Below are 26,248 nucleotides of genomic sequence, written 5' to 3'. Positions count from 1 at the left end.
TAATAAACAGCATGAGAGGGAGTGATTGTCATTTTTAAACAGATGTATGTCCATAATGGCATTAAATTTGAGCGGCTGACGATCAGAAATTATTCAAAAACAGACATTAAGGGATTGCTTTCTCTTCAGAAAGAGTGTTTTCCCCCTCCATTTCCGCAGGAATTGCTGTGGTCAGAAGAACAGCTTGACAGCCATATCAACACCTTTCCGGAAGGGGCTTTATGCGCGCTGGTTAATGGTGAAATCGTCGGTTCGATGACTGCCCTTATCGTGCATTTTGATCCCGATGCTCCCGAGCATACATGGGCGGAGACAACAGATAACGGCTATATTACATGTCATGATCCGCAGGCAAATACATTATATGTAGTTGATATTTCGGTTTCACCGCATTACCGGAAGCTTGGAATAGGAAAATGGCTGATGAATACGATGTATGAATTAGCCGTTGAAAAGCGAATGGAACGGTTACTCGGCGGCGGACGTATTCCTTTTTATCATAAGTACGCCCACGAAATCAGCGCTTCACAATATGTAGAGGATGTAATAGAAGGAAAAAAGAAAGATCCTGTACTGTCATTTCTCCTGCATTGCGGCCGTTCACCACTCTGTATCGTCAGCAATTATTTAGACGATGAAGAATCGCTGAATTACGGGGTTTTGATGGAGTGGAAAAATCCCTTTTATGAAAAAACGAGCTGTAAAACTGACAGCCCGTTTACGTGAAATATTCAATTTTCGCATTAGGAAAATACGTATCGATATAAGATTCGAGTGTTTCCCGAAGCACATGTTCTTCATCTTTCTGATAAATATATTTTCCGATTCCGTAACGTCCCCATTTATAGCGACGTTTTTCTTCATCTAATTCTAGCTTCGTCTTCGGATAATTCTTCTCTATCACTCGTTTGGCCGGTTTTGTAAAACGATGCTGAATTAATTCAAAGGTAACATCATGTCTGACGTCCTGCGGCAAAGCAGCATCCAGCTTTTCAAACAGATGTCTGTATCCTTCCTCCCAGCCTTCGTGAATGTATATCGGCGCAACAATAAAGCCTAGCGGGTAGCCTGCTTTCGCTACTTTTACAGCCGCTTCAATCCGTTTATCGAGAGGAGAGGTTCCCGGCTCAAAATTCTTAATCACATAGTCAGCATTTATGCTGAATCTGAATCTTGTTTTTCCGTTATGTTTAGCATCCAAAAGGTGGTCAACATGGTGAAACTTTGTGACAAACCTGAGCTTGCCAAGCTCACTCTGTCCGAAATGTTCAATGGCGTGCTTGAGCGTGTGTGTCAAATGGTCGATGCCCACAATATCAGAGGTACATGAAGCCTCAAACCTTGTAAACTCCGGTGCACGTTCTTTCATATACTGATCCGCCTGATCCAATATTTCTTCGACGTTTACATAGGTTCTGATATAGGGTTTTGTTCCCATTGTGGTTTGTAAATAGCAGTAATGGCAATGCCCCATACAGCCTGTCGCAAACGGAATCGCATATTCAGCTGACGGTTTTGAAGAATCAAACTTCAATGTTTTTCGGACACCAACTACTAACGTTGATTTTGCATTACGGTATTGCTGAAGATGGTTTTTACCAGGAATATTGCGCACTTGGTTATGGGACGTCGTTTCTCTGATTTCGATGCCCATTTTTTCAAATTTATCATGTAATTCCTGTGCCAATGGATATTCCATTGCTCTCGGTTCAATATAAACGAGCTGCGGAACAAATGGGTTCTGCATGGTGCCACATCCTTTTCCTTTTCCTTTTCTACCGTTACTTTTCTCATAAGACGGAAAGGATATGAATTGTAATGTTTTCCTTGTTACTCGTACGGATCGATATCAAATAATTCTTTGTAAAGTGTTTTTGCTTCTTCATAGCTTGCAAAAACAGCATCATCCTCGGCAAACGGATGGTAGGTTTCAAATATAAACAGGGAAAGCTCACCCTCATGGTATGGATGATGCACAATTTCAGCTTCCTTTATATGAGCAACATTGGCGGCGTGCGGATTTCTGTAGATCACGTAGACTGTATCTCCTGCGTTAAATTCGTTTGACATTCTATCCCTCCTAGCCATGTTATTGTGCCCCGCTGCAACCCTGATTATGAAAAAAAACCAGACAGGCCGGAGGCCGTCTGGTTTTTGCGCATTACTTGAATGTTTCTTTTACGAACGCGACAACTTCTTCTGTCGTGCTCATAGATAAGATTTTCTCTTTGAATGACTCAGCTTCTTGTTTAGACAATTTGCTGATTTGAGTTCTTGCCGGAAGAATAGAAGTTGCGCTCATTGAGAACTCATCTAAGCCTAAGCCAAGAAGAATCGGAATCGCAATTTCGTCTCCTGCCATTTCTCCGCACATGCCGACCCATTTTCCTTCTTTATGTGCTGCTTCAATTACGAGTGTAATTAAGCGAAGGATTGCAGGGTTGTATGGCTGATACAGGTAAGCTACACGTTCATTCATACGGTCAGCTGCCATTGTGTATTGGATCAAATCATTTGTTCCGATACTGAAGAAGTCAACTTCTTTAGCAAACTGATCAGCGATGACTGCAGTCGACGGAATCTCAACCATCATACCGACTTCAATATCGTCAGATACAGGTTGTCCCGCTTTGACAAGCTTTTCTTTCTCTTCAAGAAGGATCGCTTTCGCTTCTTTGAATTCGTTAACTGTCGCAATCATAGGGAACATGATTTTCAAGTTTCCGTATGTACTTGCACGAAGCAGCGCGCGAAGCTGTGTTCTGAAGATTTCTTGCTCTTCAAGGCAAAGACGAATTGCTCTGTATCCCAAGAACGGGTTCATTTCTTTAGGAAGCTGCAGGTAAGGAAGCTCTTTGTCTCCGCCGATATCAAGTGTCCGCACGACAACTGATTTTCCTTCCATACGCTCAAGAACCGTTTTATAAGCATCAAACTGTTCATCTTCTGTAGGCAGCTGATCTCTTCCCATGTAAAGGAATTCTGTACGGTAAAGACCAACTGCTTCTCCGCCGTTTTCAAGAACACCCTTCACATCATCTGGAGTACCGATATTCGCTGCAAGCTCTACATGATGACCGTCTTTTGATACAGTCGGTTCATTGACAAGCTTCGCCCACTCTGCTTTTTGAGCTAAATAAGCGTTATGTTTTTCTTCATACTCTTTTACAGTTTCCGCAGAAGGATCGATAATGACATCGCCATTAATACCGTCAACGATAACAGTCACGCCGTTTTGGATCGTGCCTGTAGCCGCTTTCGTTCCAACAACTGCAGGAATCTCAAGAGAACGCGCCATGATGGCAGAGTGAGATGTGCGTCCGCCGATATCAGTTGTGAATCCTTTAACGAACTCACGGTTTAATTGAGCTGTGTCAGACGGTGTTAAGTCTTCAGCTACAATAATAACCTCTTCTGAAATCATGCTTGGGTTTGGAATTTCAACGCCAAGCAGGTGGCCGGTTACGCGTTTTGTTACGTCGCGGATATCTGCCGCACGCTCTTTCATATATTCGTTGTCCATTGATTCAAACATGGTAACGAACATAGAAGACGTTTCTTTTAAAGCGAATTCAGCGTTCACAGAATCAGAGCTGATTTTTTCTTTCACAGGATTCAGAAGCTCAGGGTCACTGAGGACTAAAAGGTGAGCAGAAAAAATATCAGCTTTATCCTGACCCAGTTCTTTCAAAGCATGCTCTTTGATTTTTTCGAGCTCTTCTTTAGAACGTGCAATCGCTTCTTCAAAACGGCTTACTTCCGCTTCAGAATCAGAGATGTTTTTCTTTTCAACCGTTAAATCTGGCTCTTCAAGCCGGTACGCTTTTGCAATCGCGATGCCGGCTGAAGCACCAATCCCTTTTAATTCTTGCATTACTCGCCGAGTCCTTCGCTTTTCATTGTTTCTTCTAAAGCGTTAAGAGCATCGTTTTCGTCAGCGCCAGCTGCAGAAATTGTGATTTCAGCGCCTTTAGCGATTCCAAGAGACATAACACCCATGATTGATTTAAGGTTTACAGTTTTGCCGTTATATTCCAAATTAACGTCAGCGTCGTATTTGCTTGCAGTTTGTACAAGAACTGTCGCAGGACGAGCGTGAATTCCAGAATCTGCAGTTACTTTGAATGTTTTTTGTGCCATTTTTATCATTCTCCTTTTAACTTAAAGCTTTATTACTTCACAATATTATATCATACAGCCGTACTTGTCATCTGACAAGCACAGCGTACTATATACCCTTATTTTTCAATCTTCACAATGTCTTCTTGCTCTCTGTTAACTGATCCGCTTGCCTTAATGCTGACTGTTTCTCCTTCAGCAAGGTTCGTAAATACGATCGGTGTCATCAGAGACGGTACATTCGGTTTTACTGCGTCCAAATCAACTTCAAGAAGCTTTTGTCCAGGCTCAACGCGGTCCCCTTCTGATACGAAAGACGTAAACCCTTCGCCCTTGAGGCTGACCGTATCAATGCCGAAGTGGATCAAAATTTCTTTTCCTCCGTCGGATTGCAGGCCAATTGCATGTTTTGTCGGGAAAACATTTAGTATTTTTCCTCGTACCGGAGAAACGACGATGCCTTCAGAAGGAAGGATCGCAAAGCCGTCACCCATCATTTTTCCTGAGAAGACTTGGTCAGGAACATCAGTAATCGGGTGAATTTCACCAGCAATCGGAGAAACAAAGACTTCCTCGCCAATTTCATTTTGCAGCGGTTCTGCAATGACTTCCTCAACCTGCTGCCCTACTTCTTCCTCAGCGGATGTTTTCGGTTCAGGTCTTGGTTTGCGTCCCGCGATGATGTCCTGCATTTGTGTTTTTAAACCGTCGGAACGCGGTCCGAAAATCGCCTGAATGTTGTTGCCCACTTCCAGCACCCCGGAAGCGCCAAGCTGTTTCAGACGGTCTTTATCAACCTTTTTCTGATCGTTTACAGTTACGCGCAGACGAGTGATACAAGCATCAAGGTGTTTGATGTTTTCTTGGTCACCCATTGCCTGCAGGATCTCGTAAGGAAGGTCGCCTGCTTCTCCTGTCTTCCCAGATGCTGCTGTTTCAGCTGAAGCATCTTCACGGCCTGGTGTTTTCAGATTAAATTTGCGGATCGCAAATCGGAATCCGAAGTAGTAAATAACCGCAATCCCTAAACCAACAGGGATGACAAGCCACCATGCTGTCCGGTTCGGTAAAATACCGAAAAGGAAGTAGTCAATTAAACCGCCGGAGAATGTCATACCAATCTTAACATTCAACAGCTGCATGACCATGAATGAAAGCCCTGCAAACACACAGTGGATCGCAAACAGGACAGGGGCAACGAATAGGAATGAGAATTCCAATGGCTCTGTGATCCCTGTCAGGAAGGATGTCAGTGCTGCTGAACCCATAATACCTGCAACAAGTTTTTTGTTTTGCGGTTTTGCTTCATGATAAATCGCAAGTGCCGCAGCAGGAAGACCAAACATCATAAATGGATATTTACCTGTCATGAACGTACCTGCTGTTAACTGTACGCCATCTTTAATCTGCGCCATAAAGATGCGCTGATCCCCGCGGATGATCTCTCCGGCTGCACTTTTGTAGCTGAAGAACTCATACCAGAACGGCGAGTAGAAAATGTGATGCAGACCAAATGGAATAAGTGAACGTTCAATGACCCCGAAGATAAATGCAGCAAGGGTTGGATTCGCTTCCACTAATCCAGTTGAAAAGGCATTCAATCCATGCTGGATCGGAGGCCAGATCACTAACATAATAAGACCCAGAATCAGTGCGGAAATTGACGTAATAATCGGTACGAAACGTTTACCCGCAAAGAAACCAAGATATTGCGGCAATTCAATTGTATAAAATTTGTTAAACAGCAATGCCGCCAGCACACCGACGATAATACCACCGAATACCCCTGTCGCCAAGGTAGGTATGCCGAGCATGTTTACATATGCCGGGTGGTTTTCCGTGAAGAACTTGGCTCTTTCGATTGAATCGGAAGGAATGGTTCCGTTTGCAAGAAGAACCGCACTCATGGATACGTTCATCACCAGATAACCGATAATTGCTGCTATCCCGGCAACTCCATCTCCGTTGGCAAGCCCGATGGCTACACCTACTGCGAAAAGAAGCGGAAGGTTATCGAAAACAATCTGTCCAGCGCTTTCCATCACACCCGCTACGAGCTGAACATTGTCATTGCTCAGGAAATGCAGGACTTGGATCATGTCCTTGTTTTGCATTGCATTCCCGATCGCAAGCAAAATACCCGCAGCCGGAAGGATCGCAACTGGAAGCATAAGCGCACGCCCAATTTTTTGAAGAACGCCGAATAATGCTTTAAACATAAGAATTGACCTCCTCTTTTTACTAGTCTGACCTTACAGCTAAAAATCATGACAACGAATTCACAGGCGTAAGTCTTCCAGTTTAACCGTTTACATTTGCCCTTTTACACAACAAAAAAGGCATGAGCAAAATAAGGTGCGCAAAAGAACGAGAATAGACTTCCCGTTTTTTCCCCTCAATCACTCATGCCTGATCGGATCAGTAACACGTTTTTAAAGGATAAACTGAATTTATGAAATTTTATTGGTTAATCGGTACAGATGAAGCGTGAGATAAACCGCTTCCGCCTCATGAACTGGTTTCTTCAATGTTTGCTGCAAGATTTTAATCAATTTCCAAGCTGTATTGTAGCATAGCGGATATTCATTTTTCAATAACAACATTAATTTTTCTGGTTCTTTAGTCGGTTCCTCTTTTTTAATTCTTTCTATCGTAAATCTGATGTGCCGGATAAGCCGTAAATAGTTGACGCTTTCTTTATTTACTTTCATTTGAAACGAGTCTTCAATCACCTCTACAAGCTGCGCCATCAGCTGTGAGTGCTTGTTGACTTCTGACAGCGGGCGATTCGTCAGAGCTGAATGAATGTGCAGGGCGATAAAACCGATCTCCCCTTCTGGAAGGCAGATTCCCGCTTTTTCATTGATAATGTCAATGACTTCTTGGGCTATCTGATATTCATCCGGATAAAGTGACTGCGTCTCCATTAAGAAAGGATTTTTCATGTCAAAGCCCTGCTGCTGCCTTTTGATTGCAAATGCAATATGGTCAGTCAGTGCAATATGAATATGTTCATTTAGTGAGCGGTTTGTCCGATTGCTGATGTGATATATGACGTCGTTTGAAATATCAACGAGCTTTTCATCAACATAGTCGAGGAGCTTTTTAAACTGCTTCTGTTCCTTTTCATCCTTTAAAATGAACATTTTATCGTACCCTTTATCTTCAATCACATCATCTTGTTTTTTTCCGAAACCAATTCCTTTTCCGATCAAAACTACTTCACTGTATTTATGATGAGAAGCAATTAATACATTATTATTCAGTACCTTTTTCACTGTAAAGGACCCATTCACGATCCTCAGCTCCTTTGTCATTCAATACCTCATATCGTACATAACGAACGGAATGCGCGTCAAACCTTTTTTCATGCTTTCACTAAACAGTTAATCTTTCAATGAGACGGTAATCAAGAACCCTGCTTTCAATCGGCTGGCCCTGAATCCTTTTTTCCAGCATGGCAAACGCCTGCTTGCCCATTTCCTTCGCTTGAATATCAATGGTCGATATCCCAAGCAATTGGCTGATTTCATGGTTATCAAAGCTTAAGATCGCAAGTTCATCCGGAACAGACACTTGCTGAGCTCTCGCTTCCAATATAAGCCCTGCCGATACCTGGTCATTGGCGACAAAAATAGCCGTCGGCCTTTCCCTCCAGCTGTTCCATTTATGAAAAAGCGCTTTTCCGTCGTTCATTGTTATCGCTTTCTCAATCACCCATTCTTCCTTGAATGTTTCTCCGATCTCTTCCAATGCATCTTTATATGCTTTGATGCGAATATGACTGTTCATTCCTTTTTTTCTTGCTAAGCAAATCGCTATTTTTTTGTGCCCTTTGGCGATTAAGTAGTCGAGTCCGTCCCGGAATGCGGCTTGATGGGGAATGCTGATTGTGGAAAATCCCCCCTTGTTTGAATTCTGACAAAGCAGTATCGGGCCTTCCCACTCCTTGAGCTTGTCATCAGACAGTGCCTTCGAACAAAAAATCAAACCGTCAACCTGGCGCTGTTTTAACTGGGACAGTGCAAAGATTTCTTTCTTCACGTCATAATTTGTCTGGAACAAAGAGAGGTGAATGCCCGACTCTGCGGCAGCGTCTGCGATTCCCGCCATCATCTCCGCAAAATAAGGAAGGCTGATCGTCGGCATCACGACACCGATCATGTTTGAAAACCCCTTCGACAGATGCACAGCGTGGACATTTCTTGTGTACTCCAAAACTTCCATTGCTTCAAGCACTCTTTTTCTTTTCTCTTCACTGACATAAGGATGATTGTTTATGACTCTGGAAACCGTCGTAACGGAGACACCGGCTTTTTCTGCAATGTCTTTAATATTAGCCATAAATTCCCTTCTTTCTGATTTCCCTTGATCTGGAATGCGTTTCATACAATACGATAAGAACGTACCGACAGATTAGATGGTTTTTTGCTGAAAGGAGAAGATATACATGGGTTTCTTCATTTTAATTGGATTATGTCTGGCCGTTCTGGGCGGAAGCTGCCTGGCTGTAAGACCGCTCAATCAAAAACATGAAGTGAAACCATTTCGGACGTTTGATGATTTTTTTATTTAAAGCAGATAAAAAAGGACGATGTCGAGAACAAAGTCCTTTTTTATCTCTGCCTTGTTACGGCAATATCGTTAATTCCTTCGGATATTGAGTCAGCGTAACTGCCCCCTCTTTTGTTACGTGAACGTCATCTTCAATACGTACGCCGCCAACATCCGGCACATAAATGCCCGGTTCGATTGTGTAAACCATTCCTTCTTGCAGCAGCGTGTCATTGGCTTTGCTCATCGACGGGTACTCATGCACTGAAATGCCGAGACCATGGCCCAGCCGGTGAGGGAAATATTCTCCATATCCGGCTTTTTCAATGATTCCTCGGGCAGTTAAATCGAGATCTCCGATTCTCACGCCTGGGTTGCTAGCTTCTATCGCGGCTTTTTCCGCTTGAAGCACCGTCTCGTAAATTTCTTCCTGCTTCGGATTGATTGTTTTGTAAGCAAAGGTTCGCGTGATATCAGAGCAGTAGCCATCCATAATAACACCCAGGTCAAACAAGACAAAATCGCCTTTCTTTAATGTGGCTGTTCCCGGATTTCCGTGAGGCTGACCTGATTTTTTGCCGAATAGCACCATTGTCGAGAAAGACATGCCCTGAATTCCTTTTTTCTTCAACTCATACTCAATCTGAGCGAGAACTTCCACCTCACTAATGCCTTCACGCAAAGCAGCTGTCCCGACTTCAACACCAAAATCGGCAAGCTTTGCCGCCTCTTTCAGCAATTTAATTTCATGCTCGTCTTTAATCAGACGAAACTGGTTAAGGGTTTCTTCTGCTGATACAAATTGTGCCCCTCCAGCTGAATGCTTCAGTTGTTCGGCACGCGAAAGCGAGATTGAATCCTTTTCCACGGCAAGCGTATGTATGCTGACATTTCGTTTTTTGAGAGCTTTTTCAATGAGCTCCCATGGATTTTCGTGATCGGCATAGCCAATAATTTCGTGATTCCATCCGGCATTTCGGGCCTGATCTGCCTCCATTCCCGGACAAACGAAAAATGGCTCCTCCTCTTGAAAGATAAACAAACCCATTACACGTTCATGCGGCTCTGTATAAAAACCGGTTAAGTAAAATACATTTTCTTTCGTATGAATAAATGCGGCAGTATGCCCCGCTTCCTTCAGCCATGAAGATATGCGTTGTATTCTGTTCATTTCTTGTTCCTCCCTGCCTTTTGCCATGCGTTGTTCTTTATATATTGTAACAGGTTTTACGGGTGTTTGCCTTTCACGGCGACTTTCCTTTATCCATCATTTTATTTCCTGCCGGTCATCTTGTATACTGAGAGGAGAGTGAAACGCAAGGAGTTGTTCCGTTTGCTGATGAAATTTTTCAGACGTAAGGCAGTTGTGCTGTTAACAGTTGTGGGAATTTCCGCTCCTTTTATCGGTATGAAGCTGGTGGATTTTTATTATTACAGCTCTATCATAGGCTGTGCAGCCGGCTTCCTTTGCTGCATCCTTGCTCTCATCATCGTGATGAAAAGGCCAGATCAAGAAAAAAAGCAAAGGAAAGTAAAACTTGATCCATAAAAAAACAGCTGTCCATTTGGACCGCTGTTTTTTATTTTAAAAGCCTTAAGCCGTTTAAAATCACCAAGATTGTACTTCCTTCGTGGCCAATAACGCCAAACGGCAATTCCATCAACTGTAAAAAGTTTGCACAAATAAGCAGGCAAATGACTGCAAGAGAAAATACGATATTCTGCTTTACAATCCTATTCATTTTCCGTGATAAACGGCACATTTTTACGAGTTTTTTCAAATCGTTTTGCATGAGCACCATATCAGCAGTTTCAAGCGCCACATCTGTTCCGCCGCCCATTGCAATACCGACATCCGCCGCTTTTAGTGCCGGCGCGTCGTTGATTCCGTCTCCGACCATTGCAATCGTCCCGAACTCTTCTTTTAATCGTTTCACTTCATTTACTTTTTGGTCAGGCAGACATTCTGCTGCAACAGTTGTCATTCCCGCTTCCTTCGCTATCGCTTGAGCCGTGTCTTCGTGATCTCCCGTCAGCATAGCCGTTTTAATCCCCAGACGGCTTAGTTCATCCATGACTTCTTTTGCTTCAGGTCTGATTTGGTCTTTCAGAGCGATACAGCCGGCAATGTGGTCGTCCTTTTTCACAAACACAATGGTGTGTTGGCCATTTTGAATGATATCTGATGCAGATTGGTTCAAAAATTGAGCTGCCAATTCTTCCCCAATAAAGCCTGCTTTTCCGACTTTCCATTTGGCACCCGCCACTACAGCCATTACACCAAAGCCTGATGTTTCTTCGATTGATATGTAGCCTGACTTGTTGATGCCGCGGCTTTCAGCGTAGCCGGCAATGGCTTGCGCGAGCGGGTGGCTGGACTGCTTCTCAATCGCATAGACAGCTTCAAGCACTTCCGTTTCTTCGTATCCTTCCGCAATTTTGACCGTCTCAACCGCAGGCTGGCCTTTTGTTACAGTACCGGTCTTGTCAAAAGCGATCATTTGCACAGATCCCAGCTGTTCAAGAAATACACTTCCTTTCACCAGCATGCCGTTGCGGGCGCCATTTGATATCAAGGACAGCGCTGCCGGCATGATGGACGCAACAAGTGCGCAAGGTGACGCAACCACCATAAATACCATCGCGCGATAAAAGGTTTCACTCCAGCTCCAGCCAAGTGCAAAATGTGGGACAAATAACAGCAACCCCACCACGATCAGAACGCCTTTTACATATGCATTTTCAAACCGTTCGATAAAGGCTTGCGCAGGTGATACACTGTTTTGCGCAGATTCCACCAATTTGATAATCTTTCGGAATAAAGAATCTTCGTTTGCTTTTGTAACACGGACGGTCAGGGAGCCGTTGCGGTTAACAGTTCCCGTATATACAGCATCGCCGGCGTTTTTTTCTACAGGCATCGATTCGCCCGTTAACGCTGATTCATCAAGGCTTGTAGAACCAGCTTCAATAACCCCGTCAGCTGCCACACGTTCCCCAGGTTTGATAATGATTTTATCACCGGCCTTTATATCTGCAACCGGTACCCTTTTGGTTTCGCCGTTTACAATCAGCGTTGCTTCTTCAGGTTCAAGCTTCATTAAAGAAGTTAAATCTCTGCTGCTTTTATTCATCGTGTATGTTTCTAAAGCTCCGCTTAAGGAAAAGATAAAGATTAAAACGGCACCCTCTGCCCAGTACCCAATCAATGCGGAACCCACGGCTGCAAAAATCATTAAAAGCTCAACATTCAGCGTTTTGGATTCAAGCGTTTCTTCGATTCCTTCTTTCGCTTTAGCAAATCCACCGATGACAAAGGCCAGCAAATATAGCGTTACCGATAACACTTGATATACGGAAAGGAGCCAGCCTGCTAAAATAAGAGCACCTGACACCAGGGCTGCGATAAGTTCCGCATGCTGAGTCCAACTTTTTTCTGGCTGTTCTTTCTTTGTAGGCTGATGCTGATCATGTTGGAGCATCACTTGTTCATCCATATCGAATTCTCCTCCCTAATTGAGAACGTAAATCATCTTCATTTCTCTTATAAAAACAAAAATCGCCGCCCAAAAGGCAGCTTCATCGTTTGGTTATTTCATGATGTCTTTCTTAATTATAGCATGCAGAAAGAGAATTTCAATTATAATTATTTTAATTTCTTTTTGATAATAATTATCATTAATAACTGTTCACCTTTCATTATATGACAAAAAAGCTGAAAGGCTACGCTCTCAGCTTATTCTTTCGTCCATTCTTTCAATTGTTCTGCCGTCATCGGCCCCACTTTTGTTTCCTCAATTTCACCCTTTTCATTCAGCAAAAACGAGGTAGGAATCGTTATAATATGATATTCCTTCATCAAATCCCCTTTTGTGTCGAGAACAATCGGAAAGGTCAGGTGGTTTGCTTTGATAAAGTCTTCAACGACTTGCTGATTTTGTTCTGAATTGACTAAATTGACCGTTACCAGCTTCACACTGTCAGATCGATGAGCCTCATAAAATGATTGGAACTGAGGAAGTTCCTTTTTGCAGGGCGGACACCATGAAGTCCAAAAATGAAGGATCGTTTTCTGCCCTTTATTGGGGATGGAGATATCCTCCCCTTCTATCGTTTTCATGAGAAAAACCGCAGGAACAGCAGGCTGTTTATTGGCAGCCTGTGCCGAAAGAGGCAGCCATGAAATCATAGCAAATAAGATTAGGCAAGTAGTGAGGGTCAAGCGTTTCGCCAACATGGAATCTTCCTTTCATGCTTTTCAAATAGCTTGCCCCGCTAGAGATTTATCATCCTTCAATCCGCGGCGTCCGGTTTCCTCCCGTCAGAAAAACAGATACACGCAGCGCTTTGCAGATCGTTGTATAATGTAGGCTCGTCAGCAAAATCATACCTGTATTCATCCCAAGGATAATACCGAGCATTTGAAGGTTTTCCATTGAACCCAGCACATACATCATACTCAACGCAACGAGATGGCTCCACACGTTATGATAAAAAGCTTCTTTGACAAAGCCCATCCCGATTAAACATGCCTGAAGGGGCATCACAAATAAATGAAAGAGAAAGTACGGCCACAAAAGCTGCAAATAATATTGTGCTTCTGGAGAGTGAAAAAACAGATGGGTCAAGGGCTCCGCAAACTGGAACATGATCCAGACAGCTGGTATACCGTATCCAAACGTGATAAAGATCGACTGCTTCAACCTTTTTAATACGATGTCATATTGAGAGAGAGAATAAGCTTCAGAAATACTCGGAATCATGACGACCATTAACGAGTGGGCGATAAAAGCAGGAAACGCCCCTATCGTCACAGCCACTCCGGCAAGCATGCCGTATTGATCGATTGCAGTTGTCCCGGCAACGCCCGCGGCCAAAAGCGCTCCTTTTACTAAAAAGGGCTCAATGGCATTGACCACAGCGTGAAAAATGCGCAGCCCGGTTGTCGGAATCGATACGGCCAGCAGTCTTTTTCTAACATCTTTCCCGCGTAAATGGATATGCTGCTGGCCCGATACCGCACGTCTGGCCAGAATAAACTGCGAATACAAGTACACAAGCACGATCACATCGCTCACGACAAGGACAAACAGCGAAATCAGCACAGCCATGTCCAGCTCAAACGAGTACCATTGAAAAAAGATGAACAAGCACAACAGCTGAATGATTTTTTTGAGTACATTAGCGATTGCGATCTTCCCCATTTTTTGCACACCCATGAAGTAGCCTCTGGCAATTGACGTAAAGGCGACAATAGGAATCAAGCCGATGACAATTCCTTTGATAAACGGGTGATATGTATCAAACACCGGAATAAAAGGAAGCGCAATACTGGCGGCGGCAGTGGAAAAGGCTGTGAAAACAGCTGTCATTCGAAAGGCGTGCCTCAGCATGCTTTCATGGAGCTTTGGATTAGATTCAGCAATAAATTTAGAAATTGATATAGGCAGCTCCAGGCTTGCGATGACAATAATTAAAAAGATGGTAGGCAAAATACTCATGTAAAGCCCCATCCCGTGCTCGCCAAGCTCGCGCGCCAAAATCATATTCACGACAAATTCAAGGCATTCGGCGAAAAAGGCGGCAATGGATAAAAGAATAATCCCTTTTACAAATCGATTCATGATGTCTCTCCTTGTCTCTTGTACTATCAACATCATATGAGACAAGTTCAAAAATTATTTTATTTTTATCTTTCTATAAAAAAAGCACAGCTGAGACGAATGTCTCTTCTATGCTTATATGGCAAAGACATGCCTGCCGATTTTTTCAATGATTTTCCTTGAGCGAATCCAGTCATCTGACGCCGTTTTCGGGTTATAAAAGAAAAGAGCTTCTGTTTCTCTGTCCTTAGATGACATCGCTTCTTCAACAGCCTCAATTGATTCTTTGTCAGGCTCTTGATTAATGCTTCCGTTTGCGACAGGTTCAAAGGCATTTTTCTGATAAATAACCCCTCTGATTGTATCGGGAAAGCCCTTCTTATCCGTCCTATTCAGCACGACGCTTGCAACAGCGACCTTGCCTTCATAGGATTCGCCCTTCGCTTCTGCGTGAACGAGTCGGGAAAGCAATTCTTTTTCAGACTGAGAATAAGTTTCTTTCTTCTCATTCGTTTTCTCTGATTGTTCTTCTTTCTTTTCAGTGTTCGCTGAAAGCTTGATCGGCTTTATTTTTTTCTTGTCCTCATCAGCAGACAGTGAAGAGAAAGATATGTCTGTGTCATGATTTATATGGGTAAGCAGCTTAGCTTCTTCATGGTTTGTCTTCTTTGTGTTCAGTAGTGAAGCTTGTGTATGTTCAATTTTCGAAGCAGGCATGAAACAAAGAAGAAAAACAGCTAGAGCAGTAAATTTTGTCGTCATACAGTTTCCTCCTTAAAGTGCTCAAAAAACACTTCATAACCTTAACAAGAGATCAAATCAATTTCACGGAAAAAGATTTTCCAACTCTCCCAAACAGGTATCAGGATGGAATATACCGGGTGACGCACTGATTAATGGCAAAAAAACAGCCTCATTTTCTATAAATCTTGTCAATTCAAAGCATATTTTTCCACTTTTGCCATTTTACATTTAATTTACGTATGTTACAACGTTTGTAATAAATAACTACTGTTCTGTCATATATGATAAAAAGGCTTCTCACTTATGAGAAACCTTTTAGCTTCTTGGCTGTTCTAAATATTGAAACACCACATCTCCGCCTTGCTTGGCAATGCCTCGGAAATGCTTAAAATCGTCCTGTTTCGATAAAACGGCTCTAAAATCAAGAAAGTGTTCCTTTTGGACTCTCAGTTCTTTTATTTCACCGGTACGCAGCTGCTCAATCTGTTCTGTTATATCTTCGGGACGCAATCAAAACTCCCCCTTTTCAATCTTTGAACGAAAATCAATATATCATTTTTCCTGCGCCAGGACAATTCCTTAGGACGATAAAACTCCTTATCGCTTTACTTCTCAATGAAAATACTGTTTAATACTTTCAAAAGGAATTATTATGTTTAAAGGAGAGGAAGCTTGTGAAAATCGCTAAGGTCGGAAACGTCATTGAATTTAAAAACGGGTTAACCGGTGTTGTTGAAAAAGTTAATGAGAATTCTGTTATCGTAGATGTTACCATTATGGATAACTATCGGGATCTTGAGCTAGATTCACTGACCGTTGTAAATCATAAAAATTACAAGATCATCAGAGACTCCTATTAAATCCTCCTTCATCCACACGCTTTTGCAAAAACTGCTAGACAAACAATTAAACACCTTACATATCAAATTAGCTTTCTCAAAAGCTGCCGGCCGGCAGCTTTTTTCATCAAAAAAAAACCAATTATAAATCGGCGTTCGCGTCTGTTTCCGTTATTTCGATATAAAATTCACTCACGGCTCCCGCTTCGTACAGGTTGGTCAATGACGTTGAATAATTTGTGATTTCACCGCGGAAGGCAAGATCTCTTTCCGGAACTTCGACGTTAAATGTCTTTTCATATAACAGCACAGCGATATCATGATAAGCCTCACTGGTAACGTGTAAGGTAAAGGCAATTTTCCGCTTGGGCTCGCTCTCTTCTTGAAATGCAGACATTTCTAACGTGACATCGTTTAAACGCAATGTTTTCACTTTGTATCACTCCTTATCAATTCATGCATCTTAACATAACGCAGCTAACGTTTACAATGAATCTGTTCTGAGCATTATTTTTACCATTTCTTTAAAAAAGACGACTTTACAAACATACGTTCGATATTTTATAATAAAACAGACGAGCTGCCATCCAGCATCCCGTCTTTCATTAGAAGGTGACGAGTGGCATTCCCCCCGGATTCACTCGTCTTTTTTTGTATTACTCAATTCTAGAACACGGAGGATTAAGAAGTTTATTGAAGATATAATACAAAAATAAAGACGTCAGCGTGGCGTCTTATTAATAATCGCAGTCTTTATCTCTACATTCTTTCTCACAGCATCTATAGTGTGCCCGATAATCTTGTCCTTTGCCTTATCAAAAATACCGTCAAATTTATTCGCTGTATCATCGTTGTAACAGCCAAATACCTCTATTCCACCCATTGGATCTATTTCGCTTTGATATCCATGCGTTCTTGAGCAATCTTTACCTCTTCTGCCTGTTCATTTTTATCATTAATATTCTTCATTATAACCTCCAACTGCTATAATAATTATTATTATGAGGATAAAAATGTATTTTTTACAGAATCACCCTTTCGATAATTCATTTTACATTACACGTGAGAGTAAGACTATCCGAAGCATCCGGCGTAACACAAGATTCAATATCGTGATTCAATAAGAACAGTCGCCACGAAAACTGGTACGTATACTCGATTGCGAAGGCGCTGGAAGTAGAAATCGAGGAGCTATTCGAAATAGATGAAGCAGAAGAAGAGGACGCTGAATAAATCGGCGTCTTTTTTACGAAAATTTCATTGATATAACTAAATAAAAATTTCTTTTTATATCTAAAAAACGAACATAAAACAGTGAACGAAATTATTCACTAACAACACGACGAACTAACGCACGAAGACGCTACCGAGGCGCTATCGAATCAAATTGTTCGGTAAATATCGATTCTGACCTACACAATAATTAAAAATCACCTCATATAATTATGTTGATAACTAAATCGAATCAAATAAAAAATCCCCGCCAAAAAGCGAGGATCGTGGTCACACATTTATATATTTTCGGTCACGGTATGGTCACAAGAGGGCCGCCAAATTGTGACTTGGTCACATTTCCGCCTAAAACTGACGCTAAATGTTCGTATTTTACTGTGACCTCACTTCGTTGAACACTGCGCATCACACAACGGAAAAATTAACGATTATCAATCGTCTCCGGATACAAGTCATGATTCATCATGCGGTACTCGGCCATTTCCTCGTACTTCGTGCCAGGTTTTCCGTAGTTTGTGTACGGATCAATGGAAATTCCGCCTCTTGGCGTGAATTTGCCCCATACTTCAATGTAGCGCGGGTCCATTAATTCAATCAAGTCATTCATGATGATGTTCATGCAATCTTCATGGAAGTCTCCATGGTTTCTGAAGCTGAACAGGTACAGCTTTAGTGATTTGCTCTCCACCATTTTTTCATCAGGAATATAGCTGATGTAAATTGTTGCGAAGTCAGGCTGTCCTGTTTTCGGGCATAAAGATGTGAATTCAGGGCAGTTGAATTTTACAAAATAATCACGGTTTACATGTTTATTTGGAAAGGATTCCAGCACGTCCGGCGCATATTCAAACAAATAATTTGTTCCTTGGTTGCCAAGCAGTGTTACCCCTTCTAATTCGGATTCTTTTCTTGTCGTCATATTTATCTTCCTTCCTATTAAACTCCTCTTTTGTTGCCCCATAACAGGGTATGCAGCTGCGGAAGCACTCTGACGAGATTCAGCTCCGCATCGGCAGCGACCTGATCAACAAGCGCTTCATATTTTCCAAGTAAATGTGCAATGAGTGATTTGTCATCTGCCGTATGCACATCATCGTTCCCGACTTGCAGATAAAACGGTATTCCCGGGTAGCGTTTGTGTACAGTTTTGGCAAACTCGAGATCTTCATCATTAAAAATGACAACCTTCAAGCTGACAGCATGCTGTCTGTTATTCTCTTTCAATGATGTCAAAATATGATCCAGCTTACTAAAGTTCGTCACCATTTTCGAACTTGGCGGTTTAGGTGAAATCGTCAGATCGTCGATCAGTGTAAACCAATCCTGATAGACTGTCCCCTGTGTTTCGAGAGCTGCACGGATATTGTTTTCCTTCAGCAGCTCTATCAAAGCATCCAGCTGTTTTAACAGCGCCGGGTTTCCGCCGGAGATGGTTACGTGAGAAAACGCGTCTCCTCCAATCTCCTTAAGCTCTGAAAAAATCTCCTCGGCTGTCATCCAGCGAATATCTTTTTTAGCAGATCCGTCCCAAGTGAAGGCGGAGTCACACCAGCTGCAGGAATAATCACAGCCTGCTGTACGGACAAACATTGTCTTCTGTCCGATCACCATGCCTTCCCCTTGAATCGTCGGGCCGAAAATTTCTAATACAGGAATTCCTTTAGCCATTCAAACCACCCTTTTTCGGACGGTAAACACAATAACTGGTCGGTGTTTCACGGACAAACACCTGCACACAGCTTGGTTTATTCTCCAGTGTGTTTAAATAAGCCTGCACTTTGTCATAGATCGTTTTTGCCACGACTTCAGTTGTCGGCAGCGAATACCGGTCGTCCTTAGAAAATTCTTCATGATCATTTAAAAGCGTATGATCATAGGAGCCGTGAACCAGTTTTTTGAGCACACTGAAATTCACGAGAAAGCCGGAATCATCAAGCTCATCACCGGCAACGGTTATATTTACGGTATACGTATGCCCGTGCACCCTGCTGCACGCTCCCGCACTTTCACGCGGAATAAAATGAGCGGCAGAAATTTGCATGTCCTTATTCAATTCAAATGAATATGGATGCTGGACCTGTGGATATATTTGAGATAACAATTTATGCCCTCTCTCCTTTCATCGCCATATATTCATCATAGCCTCTGGAGCGAAGGTGACATGCCGGACATTCGCCGCATCCGTCTGCGATCACGCCGTTATAGCATGTGAGCGTGTTGTTCTTCACAAAATCAAGCGCGCCCAGTTCGTCAGCAAGTTTCCACGTTTCCGCCTTATTCAGCCACATGAGCGGTGTATGAATCACAAATGGCTTCTCCATGGCCAGGTTCACCGTCACATTGCAAGATTTAACGAATTCATCACGGCAGTCTGGATAGCCGCTGAAATCCGTTTCGCAAACGCCCGTGATAATATGACGGGCGCCAATTTGATACGCCAGGATAGACGCAAAAGATAAGAATACTAAGTTACGGCCTGGAACAAATGTTGATGGCAGCTCGCCGTCTTTTGCTTCAATTTCTATATCATTTCTCGTCAGAGCATTAGGCGCAAGCTGATTCAAAAGTGACATATCGAGCAAATGATTTTTCACGCCAAGCTTATCCGCAATCCCCTTCGCCACTTCAACTTCCTGCGAGTGACGCTGATTATAATGAAAAGTTACAGTTTCAACTTCTTCAAATTCCTTTAACGCCCACAGTAAACATGTAGTACTGTCTTGGCCGCCGCTAAATACGACAATTGCTTTTTCCTTTTTCATGATTCCTCTCCTTCTCCGCTATAAAAAACCTCGGCGAGAGACATCGCTACAACTGTTAAAATATAAAAAAACACCTTTCCGGAAAGGTGCTCTAGAAAAACATAAAAAAGGCCGTATCCAAGGATACAGCACGTCCTTAGTTTTTTATAGAGGGTGTAGCTAGAACCTCTCCCGCATATCCACGGATTTTCTTCAATTTTTTCACTTCTGCTATCTTACCATAATGTTGTTTTTCTTGACAATAAAAAGATAGCCAAAAGCCTGTCTCATTTCTTTCGCTTGATTCTTCTACACAGCAAAAACACATCAATTCCTGGCTAGCGCAGAGTTCAGCATAAACGTTTGCTTCATTATTATATACGTATAAACATTTTGACTACAAACTGTGCCGTGGAACCTTTTTACAGACCAAAGCGCCTATAAAGGCCAAGCTCACATAGCCAAACAATGGATAAATGGTTGAAATGAGCTTACCGTAACCAATTTGACTCGTGATATAAGCCGTAATCATAATTGCTGCAAAAATATACTTACTTTTTATAGGAAGAAAACTCTTCACTTGTTTTTCCAGTCCATAAAGATTTCCGATCACCGACGTGAATACTTCGCCGAATATAATCAACAAGTAAATCAAATGTACAGATCGCGCAAAGAGGTAAACCACTTGAGCCATAGGAATATCATACAAAAATACATCCGGCAGCATCGACAAAGACAAAAAACTAGCAGAAAGCACAATTGTCAGCATTGTCCCTCCGATGAAAGCGCCTTTTCTTATCACTTGTTCTGAAGACATTTCATTCGCCAGCGGCACCAAAACAGCCTGGGCAAGCGATAAATTCAAAGCGCCGTACGAGACCGCTGATAATAGCCAGTCCCATCGATGCGGCCACACCCACTGAGTTGTATTCCGCGTCTCACTGAAAATAAAAGAATCGGCCACCACAACCATAGAAAAGATAATCAAAAGCGGTACAACAAACACATTTACGCCGAAAATGCCTTTTACTCCTCTAGTCATCACAATCAAACTTAATCCAATTGTGATCAGCATTCCAACTTGAGCTGACATGCCAAGCTGTTCCTCAAAAAGCGCCCCTGCGCCAGACAGCATGACAGATGTGACACCGAGGAGAACAAACAGCATAAAGACATTGATAATCCTTCCGGCAGCCTCCCCGAACAAGTATATATTCATTTCCTGATATGACTTGGCATTGATTCGCTTTGAAATGATCATCAGCTTTGCGCCTAAAAACGTGAACATTCCTCCGCTTATAATAATACCAAGCAATCCGAACCAACCGAACTTCAGAAAAAACTCAACAATTTCCCTGCCAGTTGCAAATCCCGCTCCGACGACTGTGCCTACATACACAAAAGCGAGCTGATGTGCAGACCCTTTTGATTGTTCCATTTCTCCCCTCCGAACCAACAGCAGTATTGTCCTTTTAGCCTTTTTATAGCCTATGAGACAAGTTCCTTGAAAAGACGAACAAAACAAGTTTTACTGTGGAAACAACTCAAAAATATTTTTGAGCAAAAGACTTGAAAGTCAAAAAAGGTCAGAGTATACTATTAATCAAAGAAGGTCAAACCAGCCGTCTTTTTTATTATTCTATTGGTCAAAGTTGGTCAGGAAAGACCACTTAGAGCAAATGGTTTTGAAAGCCAGTGAATCTGGCGTATACTATTAGTCAAAGAAGGTCAATTAAATCGACCTTTTTTTCCAAGTCAATTGGTCAAAGATAATCAAATTTTATAAGGAGGTTTTGGCAAATGCGTTGTCAACACTGTCATCAAAACGAGGCGACGATTCGCCTTAACATGCAAATAAATTCCATTCATAAACAAATGGTTTTATGTGAAACTTGCTATCACGAACTGACTCGTAAACCTTCAATGAGCATGGGTCCTCAATCTTTCGGTTTTCCCTTTGAACAAGCATTCCAGCCGAAAGAACAAAGCGCAGCTAAAGCAAGCGAGAAAAAAGGTTTGCTTGATGAGCTGGCGCAAAATATTACAAACGGCGCTAAAGCCGGTCTGATTGACCCTGTCATCGGCCGTGATGAAGAAGTTGCGCGTGTGATCGAGATTCTAAACCGCCGCAACAAAAACAATCCGGTGCTGATTGGAGAGCCAGGTGTAGGGAAAACAGCTATTGCAGAAGGACTCGCTTTAAAAATCGCTGAAGGCGATGTACCACATAAATTAAAAAACAAAGAGCTTTACTTGCTAGATGTCGCATCCCTTGTTGCAAACACTGGCATCAGAGGCCAATTTGAAGAAAGAATGAAACAGCTGATCACTGAGCTGAAAGAGCGCAAAAATGTCATTCTTTTCATTGATGAAATTCACCTTCTCGTTGGCGCAGGCTCTGCAGAAGGCTCAATGGATGCAGGAAACATTCTCAAACCCGCTCTTGCCAGAGGTGAGCTCCAAGTCATCGGAGCGACAACACTGAAAGAATACCGTCAAATTGAAAAAGATGCGGCGCTGGAAAGACGTTTTCAGCCTGTCATGGTACAGGAGCCTACAATTGAACAAGCGATCAGCATTCTGCAAGGAATTAAAGACAAATACGAAGCATATCATGGCGTGACATTCAGCGATGAAGCATTGAAAGCATGTGTCACTTTATCAGCACGCTACATTCAGGACAGACATCTGCCGGACAAAGCGATTGATTTATTAGACGAAGCTGGATCTAAAGCCAATCTGTTAATTGATGATTTAAATGATGAAGATGCAGCTGAACGGCTGACTGCAATTGAAGCAGAAAAAACAAAAGCCCTGGAAGAAGAGAATTACGAATTGGCAGCAAAACTCCGTGATGAAGAAATCGCACTGGAGAAAAAACTGAACAGCTCTTCCGCACATTCCGCCGTCACAGTGGAAGCTGAGCACATTCAGGATATCGTCGAACAAAAAACCGGCATTCCTGTGGGAAAACTGCAGGCAGACGAGCAAACAAAAATGAAAGAGCTTGAAGCAAAGCTACATGAACGCGTCATCGGACAAGAAGCGGCTGTTCAAAAAGTGGCAAAAGCGGTCAGACGCAGCCGCGCCGGCTTAAAATCAAAAAACAGACCAGTCGGCTCCTTCCTCTTTGTCGGACCAACCGGCGTAGGGAAAACAGAGCTTTCTAAAACACTGGCGGATGAATTATTCGGCACGAAAGATGCCATTATCCGTCTCGATATGAGTGAATACATGGAGAAACACGCCGTGTCTAAAATCATTGGTTCACCACCTGGATACGTCGGCCATGAGGAAGCTGGACAATTAACGGAAAAAGTGCGCCGCAATCCATACAGCATCGTGCTGCTTGACGAGATTGAAAAAGCGCACCCAGATGTTCAGCATATGTTCCTGCAAATTATGGAAGACGGCCGCTTAACGGACAGCCAAGGCAGAACCGTAAGCTTTAAAGACACCGTCATCATTATGACAAGCAATGCAGGTACCGGTGAAAAACAAACGAAAGTCGGTTTCCAATCAGAGGACAGCGTGATTGAAGAACAAACATTAATTGATTCGCTCAGCATGTTCTTTAAACCTGAGTTTCTCAACCGCTTTGACAGCATCATCGAATTCCGTTCCCTTGAAAAAGAGCATCTGGTCAAAATCGTCAGCCTTCTTCTTGGAGAATTGGAAGAAACATTGGCAGAACGCGGTATCAGCTTGAGTGTTTCAGATGAAGCAAAAGAAAAAATAGCTGAACTGGGTTACCATCCTTCATTTGGTGCGCGCCCGCTCAGAAGAACGATCCAGGAATGGATTGAGGATGAAATGACTGATCTGCTGCTTGACAATAACGAGATTGCAAGTTTTCACGTCACAGTAGAAGATGATAACATCAAAGTTCATGCAAAATAAAAATCAGCGGCTTCCTTTTCAGGGAAGCCGCTATTTATGTAAAATCCTTCTCTTGTACGAGAACATGTCATTCCTTCCCTTTCTTAAGGAGGGATGGAACATGTTTATCTATTTCTATTGACAAAAGCCGTTTAGAGAATCAGATACCCACCAATCTATCCCGGTACCGTTAAAACCCGCGGGCTTTTCCATGCTGAAAAGCCCGCGTTTGTTTATTTCTCCCTTCTATGTATCTTCCTTGAATATTTCATGAACAATTTCACAATGTCCCTAAAGTTCCAGACACTGATACCGATATTAACCATAGACAAGCTAGTAAAAAAGGATTTGGTGAAAATTATGGATAAAACTTCGATTATCGGTATTATTCTTGCTTTTGTTGCATTGAGTGTGGGAATGGTTCTGAAGGGCGTCAGTTTCGCTGCTCTTGCAAATCCCGCTGCCATTTTAATTATCATCGCCGGAACGATATCAGCGGTAGTCATTGCGTTCCCAACGAAAGAAATTAAAAAAGTGCCTGTGCTGTTCCGTGTGCTATTTAAAGAAAACAAACAGCTGACAATAGAAGAACTCATTCCTATGTTCTCTGAATGGGCTCAGCTTGCACGCCGTGAAGGTCTGCTGGCTTTGGAAGCAAGTATTGAAAATGTAGATGACGCGTTTCTGAAAAACGGCCTCAGCATGGCTGTTGACGGGCAAAGCGCAGAATTTATCAGAGATATCATGACTGAAGAAGTTGAAGCGATGGAGGACAGACACCAGGCCGGAGCCGCTATTTTTACACAGGCGGGAACTTACGCGCCGACACTTGGGGTGCTCGGTGCTGTTATCGGACTGATTGCCGCGCTTTCTCATATGGACAATACAGATGAACTTGGTCACGCCATCAGTGCAGCCTTTGTAGCCACCCTTCTCGGTATCTTTACGGGATATGTATTATGGCATCCTTTTGCAAACAAATTAAAACGCAAGTCAAAACAGGAAGTCAAGCTCCGTGAAATTATGATTGAAGGCGTCCTGTCCGTTTTAGAAGGACAGGCACCGAAAGTGATCGAGCAAAAACTTTTAATGTACCTTCCTGCGAAGGACCGTTTGAAATTTGCAGAACGAGAAGGAGAGGCGCAAAATGGCGAGAAAAAAGAAGAAGAAGCATGAGGACGAGCATGTTGATGAATCATGGCTGGTTCCTTACGCCGACATCCTTACCCTTCTCCTAGCACTGTTTATTGTGCTGTACGCGAGCAGCTCGATTGACGCAGCTAAGTTTCAAATGCTTTCTAAATCATTTAATGAAGTCTTTACAGGCGGAACCGGCGTATTGGATTATTCCAGCGTCACCCCTCCTAAAAATGAGTCAGACGGAATCGATGAAGTAGAAAAGGAAAAAGAAGAGAAAAAGGAAAACAAGAAACTAAAGGAAAAAGCAGCTGATCAAGAAGAACTTAAAAATGTGCAGAGCCAGGTGGAAAAGTTCATTAAAGATAAAAAGATGGAGCATCAACTGGAAACAAAGATGACTAAGGAAGGTCTTCTGATCACGATTAAAGACAGTATCTTCTTTGATTCAGGAAAAGCGACCATCCGCAAGGAAGACATTCCGCTTGCAAAAGAGATTTCAAACCTTCTCGTGATTAATCCGCCGAGAAACATTATTATCAGCGGACATACAGACAATATGCCGATTAGAAATTCAGAATTTCAGTCGAACTGGCATTTAAGTGTAATGAGAGCCGTAAACTTCATGGGGCTTCTGATTGAGAACCCTAAGCTTGATGCCAAAGTTTTCAGTGCCAAAGGCTATGGGGAGTATAAACCAGTGGCCTCCAACAAAACTGCGGAAGGCCGAAGCAAAAACAGACGGGTTGAAGTTCTCATCTTGCCAAGAGGCGCAGCGGAAACAAATGAAAAATAGTAAAAAAGGAAGCCTTATCTATCACAAGGCTTCCTTTTTTTACTTATTATGAAACTGTTTTGCGTTTAATCCTACCCTTTTTAACATTTCAGTGCACAGTTCAACTTCTTCTTCGCTTAATACACTGATCATTTCATCAATCTCAGCTGCATGATCAGGGAAAATATCATCCAAAAGACTGATGCCTTTTTCGGTAATTTGTGCAAATGTTACTCGTCTGTCTGTAGGTGATGCTTTCCGAATAAGGAGCTCTTTTTGCTCAAGCTTATCTACGACGTAGGTGATGCTCCCGCTGGCCAAGAGAATTTTATCCCCTATCTGCTGCAGCGGCTGATCACCTTTATGATATAACAGCTCCAGCACAGCAAATTCAGTAGGATTCAGTCCATGCTTATGAATATGCTTATTCATATGATCATTAATAGACCGATACGCGCGCGACAGCACGATAAATAACTTCAGTGATTTTTCTGTCATGTCTCAATCATCCTTTTAGAAACCGTTACAGAGAAACATTAATAAACAAATACCGAAATGTCAATAAAAATCTTTCCAATATTTCTCTTCTTTTTTATTATTCATGTGAACAACTTGTTTTTCTTA

27 protein-coding genes and 1 riboswitch are annotated in these 26,248 nt (G+C 42.5%); of the genes, 7 read left to right on the top strand and 20 right to left on the bottom strand.

Annotation, left to right across the window (positions count from 1 at the left end; all coding sequences use genetic code 11):
• The first annotated feature begins 24 nt into the window (after positions 1-24).
• Positions 25-726 carry a GNAT family N-acetyltransferase gene (locus LJF29_RS08845; protein WP_229148178.1) on the top strand — a complete coding sequence of 234 codons (702 nt, stop codon included), beginning with the start codon at positions 25-27 and terminating at the stop codon, positions 724-726.
• Here the strand turns inward: LJF29_RS08845 and splB are convergent.
• The 7 genes from splB to LJF29_RS08810 all read right to left on the bottom strand — a co-directional run bounded on the left by splB (position 719) and on the right by LJF29_RS08810 (position 8,463).
• On the bottom strand, positions 719-1,747 hold the full coding sequence (splB, locus tag LJF29_RS08840) for a spore photoproduct lyase (protein WP_168747627.1): 1,029 nt from the start codon (positions 1,745-1,747) through the stop codon (positions 719-721). The two genes, LJF29_RS08845 and splB, sit on opposite strands and share 8 nt — an antisense overlap.
• Positions 1,748-1,830: 83 nt before the next feature.
• Positions 1,831-2,070, bottom strand: coding sequence for a splAB operon transcriptional regulator SplA (gene splA / locus LJF29_RS08835; RefSeq protein WP_044156104.1), 240 nt, complete (start codon positions 2,068-2,070; stop codon positions 1,831-1,833).
• Between the two features lie 91 nt (positions 2,071-2,161).
• On the bottom strand, positions 2,162-3,874 hold the full coding sequence (gene ptsP, locus LJF29_RS08830; RefSeq protein ID WP_029441228.1) for a phosphoenolpyruvate--protein phosphotransferase: 1,713 nt from the start codon (positions 3,872-3,874) through the stop codon (positions 2,162-2,164).
• The gene (locus LJF29_RS08825) at positions 3,874-4,140 is read right to left on the bottom strand and encodes a phosphocarrier protein HPr (RefSeq protein WP_010334034.1); all 267 of its coding nucleotides are present in this window, start codon (positions 4,138-4,140) and stop codon (positions 3,874-3,876) included. The genes ptsP and LJF29_RS08825 overlap by 1 nt, the downstream gene beginning before the upstream one ends.
• Before the next feature lie 98 nt (positions 4,141-4,238).
• A complete protein-coding gene (gene ptsG, locus LJF29_RS08820) occupies positions 4,239-6,338 on the bottom strand; it encodes a PTS glucose transporter subunit IIABC (protein WP_029441227.1) in 2,100 nt (699 codons plus the stop codon).
• A 231-nt stretch (positions 6,339-6,569) separates the two neighbouring features.
• Positions 6,570-7,436 (bottom strand): glucose PTS transporter transcription antiterminator GlcT, encoded by an 867-nt coding sequence (gene glcT / locus LJF29_RS08815; RefSeq protein ID WP_026014700.1) that lies wholly within the window; start codon positions 7,434-7,436, stop codon positions 6,570-6,572.
• Positions 7,437-7,497: 61 nt separating this feature from the next.
• Positions 7,498-8,463, bottom strand: coding sequence for a LacI family DNA-binding transcriptional regulator (locus LJF29_RS08810; RefSeq protein WP_229148089.1), 966 nt, complete (start codon positions 8,461-8,463; stop codon positions 7,498-7,500).
• 106 nt (positions 8,464-8,569) lie between these two features.
• Between LJF29_RS08810 and LJF29_RS21175 the strand changes: the two genes are divergently transcribed.
• A complete protein-coding gene (locus LJF29_RS21175; RefSeq protein ID WP_010334030.1) occupies positions 8,570-8,695 on the top strand; it encodes a hypothetical protein in 126 nt (41 codons plus the stop codon).
• Between the two features lie 54 nt (positions 8,696-8,749).
• On the opposite strand, the gene LJF29_RS08805 is transcribed toward LJF29_RS21175, so the two are convergent.
• Positions 8,750-9,844, bottom strand: a complete 1,095-nt coding sequence (locus LJF29_RS08805) for a M24 family metallopeptidase (protein ID WP_010334029.1) — start codon at positions 9,842-9,844, stop codon at positions 8,750-8,752.
• A 162-nt stretch (positions 9,845-10,006) separates the two neighbouring features.
• Between LJF29_RS08805 and LJF29_RS08800 the strand changes: the two genes are divergently transcribed.
• Positions 10,007-10,222: a hypothetical protein gene (locus tag LJF29_RS08800; RefSeq protein ID WP_229148087.1), complete on the top strand. Its 216-nt coding sequence runs from the start codon at positions 10,007-10,009 to the stop codon at positions 10,220-10,222.
• 31 nt (positions 10,223-10,253) lie between these two features.
• Here LJF29_RS08800 and LJF29_RS08795 read toward each other — a convergent pair whose 3' ends face one another.
• The 5 genes from LJF29_RS08795 to LJF29_RS08775 all read right to left on the bottom strand — a co-directional run bounded on the left by LJF29_RS08795 (position 10,254) and on the right by LJF29_RS08775 (position 15,530).
• The gene (locus LJF29_RS08795) at positions 10,254-12,170 is read right to left on the bottom strand and encodes a heavy metal translocating P-type ATPase (protein WP_229148085.1); all 1,917 of its coding nucleotides are present in this window, start codon (positions 12,168-12,170) and stop codon (positions 10,254-10,256) included.
• A 239-nt stretch (positions 12,171-12,409) separates the two neighbouring features.
• Positions 12,410-12,910, bottom strand: coding sequence for an endospore biogenesis thiol-disulfide oxidoreductase StoA (stoA, locus tag LJF29_RS08790; RefSeq protein WP_229148080.1), 501 nt, complete (start codon positions 12,908-12,910; stop codon positions 12,410-12,412).
• 49 nt (positions 12,911-12,959) lie between these two features.
• On the bottom strand, positions 12,960-14,297 hold the full coding sequence (gene ykvU, locus LJF29_RS08785) for a sporulation protein YkvU (protein ID WP_010334025.1): 1,338 nt from the start codon (positions 14,295-14,297) through the stop codon (positions 12,960-12,962).
• A 114-nt stretch (positions 14,298-14,411) separates the two neighbouring features.
• A complete protein-coding gene (locus LJF29_RS08780) occupies positions 14,412-15,038 on the bottom strand; it encodes a cell wall hydrolase (protein WP_168747618.1) in 627 nt (208 codons plus the stop codon).
• Positions 15,039-15,335: 297 nt separating this feature from the next.
• Positions 15,336-15,530 (bottom strand): hypothetical protein, encoded by a 195-nt coding sequence (locus LJF29_RS08775; RefSeq protein ID WP_229148079.1) that lies wholly within the window; start codon positions 15,528-15,530, stop codon positions 15,336-15,338.
• A 164-nt stretch (positions 15,531-15,694) separates the two neighbouring features.
• On the opposite strand from LJF29_RS08775, the gene LJF29_RS08770 reads away from it, so the two are divergent.
• Positions 15,695-15,880 carry a YkvS family protein gene (locus tag LJF29_RS08770; protein WP_003232446.1) on the top strand — a complete coding sequence of 62 codons (186 nt, stop codon included), beginning with the start codon at positions 15,695-15,697 and terminating at the stop codon, positions 15,878-15,880.
• Between the two features lie 121 nt (positions 15,881-16,001).
• Here the strand turns inward: LJF29_RS08770 and LJF29_RS08765 are convergent, their stop codons facing one another.
• The 6 genes from LJF29_RS08765 to LJF29_RS08740 form a co-directional block, all read right to left on the bottom strand.
• Positions 16,002-16,292, bottom strand: a complete 291-nt coding sequence (locus LJF29_RS08765; protein WP_229148078.1) for a DUF3219 family protein — start codon at positions 16,290-16,292, stop codon at positions 16,002-16,004.
• A gap of 1,221 nt (positions 16,293-17,513) precedes the next feature.
• Positions 17,514-18,011 (bottom strand): preQ(1) synthase, encoded by a 498-nt coding sequence (gene queF / locus LJF29_RS08760; protein WP_024121183.1) that lies wholly within the window; start codon positions 18,009-18,011, stop codon positions 17,514-17,516.
• A gap of 17 nt (positions 18,012-18,028) precedes the next feature.
• Positions 18,029-18,760: a 7-carboxy-7-deazaguanine synthase QueE gene (gene queE / locus LJF29_RS08755; protein WP_229148076.1), complete on the bottom strand. Its 732-nt coding sequence runs from the start codon at positions 18,758-18,760 to the stop codon at positions 18,029-18,031.
• Positions 18,753-19,193, bottom strand: a complete 441-nt coding sequence (queD, locus tag LJF29_RS08750) for a 6-carboxytetrahydropterin synthase QueD (RefSeq protein ID WP_229148067.1) — start codon at positions 19,191-19,193, stop codon at positions 18,753-18,755. The genes queE and queD overlap by 8 nt, the downstream gene beginning before the upstream one ends.
• Position 19,194: 1 nt before the next feature.
• Entirely contained in the window at positions 19,195-19,854 is a 660-nt protein-coding gene (gene queC, locus LJF29_RS08745; protein WP_010334014.1) for a 7-cyano-7-deazaguanine synthase QueC, read from the bottom strand.
• 130 nt (positions 19,855-19,984) lie between these two features.
• Positions 19,985-20,029, bottom strand: a riboswitch (PreQ1 riboswitch).
• A gap of 201 nt (positions 20,030-20,230) precedes the next feature.
• The gene (locus LJF29_RS08740) at positions 20,231-21,271 is read right to left on the bottom strand and encodes a membrane protein (protein ID WP_010334013.1); all 1,041 of its coding nucleotides are present in this window, start codon (positions 21,269-21,271) and stop codon (positions 20,231-20,233) included.
• Positions 21,272-21,633: 362 nt separating this feature from the next.
• On the opposite strand from LJF29_RS08740, the gene clpE reads away from it, so the two are divergent.
• The 3 genes from clpE to motB all read left to right on the top strand — a co-directional run bounded on the left by clpE (position 21,634) and on the right by motB (position 25,645).
• Positions 21,634-23,733, top strand: coding sequence for an ATP-dependent protease ATP-binding subunit ClpE (gene clpE / locus LJF29_RS08735; RefSeq protein WP_229148066.1), 2,100 nt, complete (start codon positions 21,634-21,636; stop codon positions 23,731-23,733).
• Positions 23,734-24,072: 339 nt separating this feature from the next.
• On the top strand, positions 24,073-24,888 hold the full coding sequence (gene motA / locus LJF29_RS08730) for a flagellar motor stator protein MotA (protein ID WP_029441223.1): 816 nt from the start codon (positions 24,073-24,075) through the stop codon (positions 24,886-24,888).
• On the top strand, positions 24,860-25,645 hold the full coding sequence (gene motB, locus LJF29_RS08725) for a flagellar motor protein MotB (RefSeq protein WP_029441222.1): 786 nt from the start codon (positions 24,860-24,862) through the stop codon (positions 25,643-25,645). The genes motA and motB overlap by 29 nt, the downstream gene beginning before the upstream one ends.
• A 39-nt stretch (positions 25,646-25,684) precedes the next feature.
• Here motB and mhqR read toward each other — a convergent pair whose 3' ends face one another.
• Positions 25,685-26,122, bottom strand: a complete 438-nt coding sequence (gene mhqR / locus LJF29_RS08720) for a MarR family transcriptional regulator MhqR (RefSeq protein WP_010334010.1) — start codon at positions 26,120-26,122, stop codon at positions 25,685-25,687.
• Positions 26,123-26,248: the final 126 nt, after the last annotated feature.

Source organism: Bacillus sp. LBG-1-113 (assembly GCF_020708615.1).
Lineage (GTDB): Bacteria > Bacillota > Bacilli > Bacillales > Bacillaceae > Bacillus > Bacillus mojavensis.
This window is presented reverse-complemented; position numbering and strand designations above follow the sequence as displayed.